This is a genomic window from Neisseria sp. P0009.S007, assembly GCF_051962515.1.
Window position 1 is genome coordinate 1 of sequence record NZ_JBQCVF010000801.1, and the last position, 653, is coordinate 653.

Consider the following 653-nt stretch of genomic DNA (forward strand, 5'->3'; position numbering starts at 1 on the left):
GCGCTGCGGCAGGCTGCTGCTCCATAGGTTTCGAGTTGCAAGCAGCATTGGCAGGCGTGAAACTGGAACAGTTTGAAATATCCGCAAGGGGCGGTATCGACATGGCCAAACTGTTCGGCATGGAAGATGGCTACGGCGGACTGGATAATCTGGTGCTAACCATAAAAGTAAAAGCCGACGCCGACCTTCCTACCCTGCAAAATTTCGCCGACCGCTCAGCCGCCACCTCCCCAGTGTTGAACAGCCTGAAAGCGCGGGCAAAAGTGGTTGTGGAAAAAATCTAGACGACTCAAAACGTTTTCTTGTTTTCATTTCGTTAAAAGCCCCTTTTCTGGACAACTAGAAAAGGGCTTAATCGCTCAAAGGAGTACATGGCATGCAACAACTGCACACTTTGAAAGACATCGAACAGGCCATCGCCACATACCCTTTAGTATCACTGTACATCAAAGCCCCAATCTGCGGTGTTTGTACGGTCGTGGGCGCCCAGCTTGACTCAGCTTTGGCGGAGGAAGGAAATGTGTATGCCGTAAAAGCCGATATTGCTGAAATACCCGAAATGGCCGGACGTTTCCACGTGCTGACCGTACCTGCATGGCTGCTGTTTTATCAAGGCAAGGAAGTAGAACGGATGGCCCGCTTCATCCCTCAGG

2 protein-coding genes are annotated in these 653 nt (G+C 51.1%); both read left to right on the top strand.

Going from position 1 to position 653, the window contains the following annotated elements:
* Positions 1 to 284, top strand: a 284-nt coding sequence (locus tag ACTHS3_RS16460) for an OsmC family protein (protein WP_440368569.1), incomplete at its 5' end; no start/stop codon positions are given.
* A 92-nt stretch (positions 285 to 376) separates the two neighbouring features.
* Positions 377 to 653, top strand: a 277-nt coding sequence (locus tag ACTHS3_RS16465; protein WP_440368570.1) for a thioredoxin family protein, incomplete at its 3' end; no start/stop codon positions are given.